This window comes from Kamptonema animale CS-326 (assembly GCF_028330895.1).
Lineage (GTDB): Bacteria > Cyanobacteriota > Cyanobacteriia > Cyanobacteriales > Microcoleaceae > Kamptonema > Kamptonema formosum.
The window spans coordinates 1-7,316 of sequence record NZ_JAQMUA010000344.1; the positions used below are offsets into that span (position 1 = coordinate 1).

At 44.1% G+C, this 7,316-nt stretch carries 6 protein-coding genes and 1 pseudogene; 3 read left to right on the plus strand and 4 right to left on the minus strand.

Features of this window, described 5'->3' with window-relative positions:
* The 4 genes and pseudogenes from PN499_RS20035 to PN499_RS20050 all read right to left on the minus strand — a co-directional run.
* A pseudogene (locus PN499_RS20035) lies at window positions 1-707 on the minus strand (ATP-dependent DNA helicase); the annotation flags it as partial.
* A 133-nt stretch (window positions 708-840) separates the two neighbouring features.
* Window positions 841-2,367, minus strand: coding sequence for a pentapeptide repeat-containing protein (locus tag PN499_RS20040; protein WP_272033953.1), 1,527 nt, complete (start codon window positions 2,365-2,367; stop codon window positions 841-843).
* A 172-nt stretch (window positions 2,368-2,539) separates the two neighbouring features.
* Window positions 2,540-4,102, minus strand: coding sequence for a pentapeptide repeat-containing protein (locus PN499_RS20045; protein ID WP_272033955.1), 1,563 nt, complete (start codon window positions 4,100-4,102; stop codon window positions 2,540-2,542).
* A 22-nt stretch (window positions 4,103-4,124) separates the two neighbouring features.
* Entirely contained in the window at window positions 4,125-4,262 is a 138-nt protein-coding gene (locus tag PN499_RS20050; RefSeq protein WP_007356280.1) for a hypothetical protein, read from the minus strand.
* Window positions 4,263-4,425: 163 nt separating this feature from the next.
* On the opposite strand from PN499_RS20050, the gene PN499_RS20055 reads away from it, so the two are divergent.
* The 3 genes from PN499_RS20055 to PN499_RS20065 form a co-directional block, all read left to right on the plus strand.
* Window positions 4,426-4,992 carry a zeta toxin family protein gene (locus tag PN499_RS20055; RefSeq protein WP_272033957.1) on the plus strand — a complete coding sequence of 189 codons (567 nt, stop codon included), beginning with the start codon at window positions 4,426-4,428 and terminating at the stop codon, window positions 4,990-4,992.
* The gene (locus tag PN499_RS20060; RefSeq protein ID WP_272033959.1) at window positions 4,955-5,173 is read left to right on the plus strand and encodes a hypothetical protein; all 219 of its coding nucleotides are present in this window, start codon (window positions 4,955-4,957) and stop codon (window positions 5,171-5,173) included. The genes PN499_RS20055 and PN499_RS20060 overlap by 38 nt, the downstream gene beginning before the upstream one ends.
* 276 nt (window positions 5,174-5,449) lie before the next feature.
* On the plus strand, window positions 5,450-7,316 hold a 1,867-nt coding region (locus tag PN499_RS20065; RefSeq protein ID WP_272033961.1), incomplete at its 3' end, for a DUF4347 domain-containing protein.

Consider the following 7,316-nt stretch of genomic DNA (forward strand, 5'->3'; position numbering starts at 1 on the left):
CCATCTCCCTCATCTCCCTTATCTCTCCCATCTCCCCCATCTTCCCCATCTCCCCAAATCTCCTGATAGAGACGGTTTAAGATATCTTGCTCTGCGACTTCCAGTAAACAGCACTTGTAAGGGTTGACTGGGTGTTGGAATAGGGCCCGTGTGAGCTGCACCCGCGTATCCCGAATCAGTTCAGATTGATGGGGGTATTGCTGCATTAATTGATTCCAGTCCCCCGCTTCCAGACAAACCGTCAGGCGATCGCGAGTCCACGTTTCTAAGTCGTCAGCACCGTCAATCACTGTCGGGATACCGTTTGGCAATCGCTTCTCGGCTCTTAAACGGTCTTCTAGCCAAGATTTGGGTTCTATCAAGAGTAACCCTTCAAAGTCGGGAGGACAGGGGTAGGTATGAATCGGCTTCTTGGTTTGAAGCCATTGTTGTAACCGGGGAATTTCCACCCTCAACAAGTGTTGTTGTAGGGATGCGGATGCTACCAAAACAGCAGGTTTTGGCCACATCAACAGGGGCATCAAATAGCTGACTCGATACCGCTGATAGCGATCGCTTGGAGAGAAGCCTGTCTGGATCAGAGCGCTGCGTCCCAGTCGCAATGCTCGCGCTACTAGCCGTCCCATCGTCAAATGATGCGGCCAGCGAGGCTCGGAGTGCGATCGCAGGAAATATAAGAGCGAATTATGGACTTCTACCTCATTCATAAAATTAAAAATTAAAAATTTACTAACATTCTCTTATTTTTAGGACTTACGCAAAACTATCCGTAACGCCGCCTTCTGGGCGGTAAGAATATCGCCCAGAGGGCGGCGTTACATAAGTTATTAAAGTTCTTTATTAATTAAGATAATAAAAACTCTCTATGAAATCACTAAATTTATTACCGCTGGGCAAAGTGTATTTATTAGCATGAGCCGTGAGGAATCTTTTACCAAAATTTTGGTTGAACTGCACTGTCAAAGTTTGTTCGCTAGAATTTTTCAAAATAGTCTGAGTAGGAGATTGAAAAAATTTAATCTTTGATTCGCCATTCAGTGCTGGCATAATTTTTTTCAACTCGCTTACCTTATTAATCCCTTCATTCATTGCCGTACATAACTGTACTATCCGTTTTTTATCTATATTTTGTAATTGCAGATTTCTTGCTAAGAAAATCACATTCTTTTGAGTTAAGACAGCATCATAAAACGGCAGAATTGCAATGCAACCAACTGGCAATAAATGCTCATCGCTATCTATTATAAATGTTAGAGTAGTTTTGCGGTAGCCAACTTCAATACTGGGAGGACGGGAGATCACTGCATAATGCTCAGCTATTTCCTGATAAAGACCTGCTAAAACGCGATTAGCCTCGTGTTCTAAAGCGGAATCGACAATAATTTTAACCGTAGGTGGCTTGTGGGTAAAAAACTTTTTTGATTCTTCTGGCGATCCAAAACGGTAAACCTGACTGTTATCTCCGTTAGAACTAAGATCGACCCACTCGCAAGTAACTTCTTCTGCTTTAATACCAAACCGGGGGACATCGTAAAGTTTCGCCCCGCTTAAAGTCGATCCTGACAAGTCAGCACCAACCCAATCCGCGCCGTTCAAATTCGCTAAAGTTAAATCGGCGTGAACCAAACTAGCATTAGTTAAATTAGCATTGCTAAGATTAGCTCCGTAGAGATTTGCCCCGCTTAATTTTGCTTCATTGAGATCGGCTCCGCGCAGATTTGCTCCACTAAGATCGGCCCAGCGGAGATTAGCTCCGCTCAAATTTGCTCCGCTTAAATTTACCTGACATAAGTTTGCTTGTCTGAGGTCTGTACCACTAAAATCGGCCCCATTTAAATCAGCCTTAGAGAGGTCAGCTCCATGCAAGTTTGCTAATTCAAAGTTAGCTGCTGTTCCTGATGCTCCTCTCAGATTTGCGCCGCTGAGATTTGCTTCGCTGAAGTTAACTTCTGTGAGTTTTGCCTCTCTTAAATCGGCTCCTGTGAGGTTAGCTTTGCTAAAGTTAGCTTTACTTAGTTCGGCTCGAATTAACTCTCCTCTAATCAGTGCTGCTCCCATTAATTGTGCTTCGCTTAAGTCGGCTCGGACTAAGTTGGCGACGTTGAGGGTAGCTCCTTGTAAGATTGCTCGCACGAGATGGGAACTGCTGAGTCTCGCAACATTAAGATTAGCGTTACTGAGATTAACTTCGTTCAAGTTTGCGCCGCTAAGATTAGTGACAAATAAACTGGCTTCACTCAAATTTGCTTGGCTGAGGTTGATTCGGCTCAAATTAGCTTCATTGAGGTTGATTCCGGTAAAATTTCTTTCTCCTTCTGTATATTTCTTGACAAGTTCGTATCTTTTCAGGAGTTCCTCAGCTTCCATTATGTCTACCTTTTACGCTGTATTTACTAATTTTAGATTGGGATCTTTTACAACTGGCAAGAGGTCAATCGCGTTCTTTAATTGCTGAAACCATTGGTTCGATTGCATTCGCTTTCCCTTGTTAATTCTAATTTTTGCTATCAATTGCTAAGTAGGGCAATCTCAAAGCTAACTACTCATTAAACTGATGAAAACTTTTGATAAAATCAACTACCATGTTAATCGGAGGCATGGTAAACTTTTGAGCTTTAATTGAAGGGGTAGTAGAGTTCTTGCTCAAACCCGGTAAAACCATTAAATGCCTGCCAAAATCTGGATGGTGGTAGATGGTCAAACTCTGAGCGCTAGAATTTGTAAGTACCGTCTGAGTAGGAGCTTTAAAAAAGCTGGATACTGCTTCATTTTCTTGGAGAATTGGCTGAATTTTGAGTTCTCCCATTTTTCTAATGGTTTGAGTTAGGGATACGCTCAATTGCGCTACCCGATTTGAGACTCTGACTCCCAGGTTGTTGCTATTTTGGGGTTGGAGCATCCTGAGTATCGTAATGATATTTTTCTGAGTGGAGGCTGCATCGTTAAAGGGAAGTATGCCAACGTAACCAGTAGAAAATAATTGTTCGTCATTTTCTATACTAAACGATAAAATCGTTCGGCGGGGGTTTACTTCTATACTCGGTGGATGGCTCAAACCTGCGTATTGCTGCGCGATTTGACGGTAAGTAGCGGCTAGGGCAAAGTTAGCATCGGGTTCTAAGGGTCTATCAATGATAATCTGAACGGTAGGCGGTGTGGCATTAAAAAATTTGTGAGATTCTTCGGGGGTGAATCGTTGGACTTGGCTGCGATCGCCATTAGGACTGAGGTCAACCCAATCGCAGGTAATGTCGTCTGCTTTTAGGCCAAATCTGGATACGCCATAAAGTTTTGCTCCCGTTAAAGCCGCTCCTGTTAAGTCGGCTCCTACCCAATCAGCTCGAATTAAATTAGCTTGGGTTAAATCTGCGTGAACTAGAATCGCATTTAAGAGATTCGCACTGCTTAAATTGGCTCCGTATAAGTTGGCTCCGCTCAATCTTGCTTCGTCTAAGTCAGCGCCAGTTAAGTCGGCTCCATTTAAGTCGGCCCATCTGAGATTAGCGCCTCTGAGGTCTGCGCCGCTGAGGTTGGCTTGAGAGAGGTTGGCTTGTCTGAGTTCGGCGTTGCTGAGATTGACTCCTCGGAGGTCGGCGCGGTTCAGGTCGGCTCTGTGCAAGTTGGCTCGTTCTAAGTTCGCAGAAACTAGGGATGAGCCTCTGAGGTGAGCGCCGCTGAGGTCTGCTTGCTCTAGATTGGCTTGTCTGAGGGTGGCTTCTCTTAAGTCTGCTTCACTTAGGTTCGCACCGCTTAAGGAGGCGTTGCTCATGTCGGCTCGAATGAGTTCTGCTCTGATTAGTGTGGCTTCGCTGAGGTCGGCGGAGTTGAGGTCGGCTCGAATTAAGTTGGCCACATTGAGGATAGCACCGCTGAGATTGGCTCTGCTGAGGTTGGCTCCACTGAGTCTGGCGACGTTGAGTTTGGCTTTCCTAAAGTTAACGTCGCTGAGGTTGGCTCCGCTCATGTTGGTGAGGCTCAAAATCGCTTCACTGAAATTCGCGCCGCTGAGGTTGACTCTGCTGAGGTTCGCCTCGCACAAGAGGATGGCTGTAAAGTCTCTTTCTCCTGCGGCATATTTTTTTAGGAGCTCTTCAGCATCCATACCTTTCTCTTTTCCTGATTAATTAGGTAGAACAATGCTCGATCGTGCCAAGTTTTTGACCAGAATAGGCATGAGCGATCGCATAAATGCACAAAAATAGATTGAGACTGACACCCCGATCGCAATAATTCCAAAAACGGTGGAACAACCGATCCCTCATTTCTGTCCGATCGTTATTTTAACCGATGTGGAGCATGAGAAAATTAAAAGTTAAAAATTAAAAATTAAAAATTAAAAATTTAAAGATATTGAAAAGCTAAAATTATATCGACATAGTTATAATTAGTTTGTAAAGTAAATTAATCTATAATTTCCATTGAATAATGCCTCATTTGTACGTAATTGGTGGTGCAAACGGTTCTGGGAAAACTACGGCTGCCAGGGAAATACTACCCTATTTTCTAGAAGTTTTTGAATATGTCAACGCTGATGAAATAGCTGCGGGTCTTTCTCCCTTTAACCCTGAATCGGTGGCTATTCAAGCGGGAAGATTAATGTTAGAAAGACTACAAACCTTAGTCACAACTGAGGCTGATTTTGCTTTTGAAACTACTCTAGCTGCTCGCAATTTTGCCAGATTCTTAAGAGAGTGTAAAACCAAAGGTTATATAATTAATTTAATTTATTTTTGGTTACAAAGTCCAGAATTAGCGATTGCACGGGTACGGCGGCGAGTAGAAAGTGGGGGTCATAATATCCCTGAAGATACTATCCGCCGTCGCTACGAACGGGGACGGAAAAACTTAATAGATTTGTATTTACCTCTTTGCGATACTTGGATAGTCTATGATAATACTGGAAGTGAACCGCAATTAGTGGCTACATCCGGTAACAATCAAGAAGCAATTATTTATGAACCCTCAATCTGGAATCAAATCACCGTCGGATAATAAACCGCAAATTCCCCTAACAGAACTCCATCAAAAAATTGATGCTGGGGTTAAAACTGCGATCGCTAAGGCCATAGAAAGACACCGGAAGTTAGGGGAATCGATTAGCATTTGGCAAGATGGAAAAGTTGTTACTTTAACGGCAGATCAAATCCCTCCGCTGAAATCAGATAATAGCTAAATGGTGGAAGTAGTGGTGCGGTATACCTGAGCTTCACGAAGCGATCGCAGTTGGCGATCGCACCTAGTTTAAGTAAATTCACGCAAGCAATAGTTAGATGGAAGAGTGAAAACTCTTAAACCGAGCTTTTAGCTCGTATATTTACTGATTTTATCCAAAAAGTCATTAATTTTGTTTAAATCACCTCACAAAGGAACAAGCTATGCTATAAAATCTTTAAATTGCGAACGTCACAGGCGCATAATTTCCCAGTTTCCACCTAGCCAAAGGTAGATCATGCCACAGAAAATCTCTGAAACTCCCCAAGCTATCTCTGAAACTTCCAAAGCGATCGCATTTATCGATACTGCTGTCCCTGACTGGAAGACTCTAGTTGACGGCGTTACCACTGGAACAGAAGTAATCTTGCTCGATTCTAATCGCAACGGGGTAGAACAAATTGCTCACAAACTTCGGGGCGGTAACTTTTCAGCAGTTCACATTGTATCGCACGGCGCTGTCGGTTCTCTGCAACTCGGCAATACGGTGTTGACTTTGGATATATTGAGCGATCGCGCTTCCACTCCCCTCCGAAATTACGACTTTGTGATGTGGGTAAAGGAGTGGGCAAAGGGGCTGGTAAATAATGCTGAGATTCTTCTGTATGGCTGCAACGTAGCAAAAGCAGATTTTGGTGCTGCTTTCGTGCAGCGTTTGAGTCAGCTAACAGGGGCTAATGTGGCAGCTTCTACAAGTCTGACAGGTAGTGCTAACAAAGGCGGTGACTGGGAATTGGGGTATGCCACTGGAAAGATAGAGGCATCTTTGGCGTTTGGCCCACAGGTGCGATCGGCTTACCAAGGAATTTTGGCGATTAAAGTCACTTACGATACACTATTTCCTCCAGAAGCGAAAAATGCGTTTGATTACGCAGTTAATATCTGGAATCGGCTAGTTGACACATCGAAAGCAGACGTAGTAATTGACGCAACTTGGGAAACTGTAACTGGTTTTTTGGCAACAGCAGAAGGCTCTAGCACAGCAAACTTTGCGGGCGCACCGTTAACAAATACTATTTATCGAATGGCGTTAGCCAATCAATTAGCAGGCACGGATTTGAATGGAACTTCCCCTGAAATTACCGTCCGCGTTAACAACAATCCCGGCGCTAGTTCGGCGGGAATTTCTTGGTACTTTGGAACCGATGCAAATCCCGGCGCAAATCAGACAGATTTGGTTAGTACACTCCTCCATGAAATTGCTCACGGAATGGGATTCGCTGACTCTTTTCAGTTCGATACTGTCACGGGAGAGGGCAGTTTGTCTAATACCAGTAACTATCCCAGAATCTATGACAGATTTATTGAGAATAGTTTAGGTCAAAAAATCACTGACACAGCACTGTTTCCTGTGCCTTCTGTCGCACTAGGAAACCAGCTAATTAGCAATAACTTGTTCTTCAATGGCCCCAAAGCTGTCCTAGGAAATGGTGGCATCAAACTTAATGTTTACGCGCCTAACGTCTTTAACAGCGCTCAAAGCATCGGGCACCTAGACGAAGCCATCTATGGAGATGGCAGTAATTCGTTGATGACATACGTTCGGGGTTTGGGAGTAGCAATACATGATCCTGGGCCTCTTACGCTTGGTGTACTGGAAGATATAGGTTGGAAATTAAATGCTGACTTGGGTGTAACTCTTACGGTGGACAACCCCACACCCAAAGAAGGGGATGTCATTACTTACACTATCAGTGCAAAAAATGTGGGATTAGGCAATGATGCTGCCAACATCAAGTTGACAAGTTTGTTGCCTACAACTCTCAGTCTTACAAGCAACACTCCAACCCAAGGCATTTACGATCTTGCAACAGGTGTTTGGGATGTGGGCAACTTAGCGGTTAATGCTACTACCTCGTTAACTCTCAAAGCTACAGTCAATCCTGGCAGTGGTGGCCAAACTATTAGTAATAGCGTCACGATCACTGCTGCTAATTGGAATGACCCTGATATTACCAACAATAACGCGAAAGTTGACATCGCTGTAGCTCCAACGCCAACACCAACGCCGATTCCAACGGCAACGCCCACACCAACGCCGATTCCAACGGCAACGCCCACACCAACTCCAATTCCAACGGCAACGCCCACACCAACTCCAATTC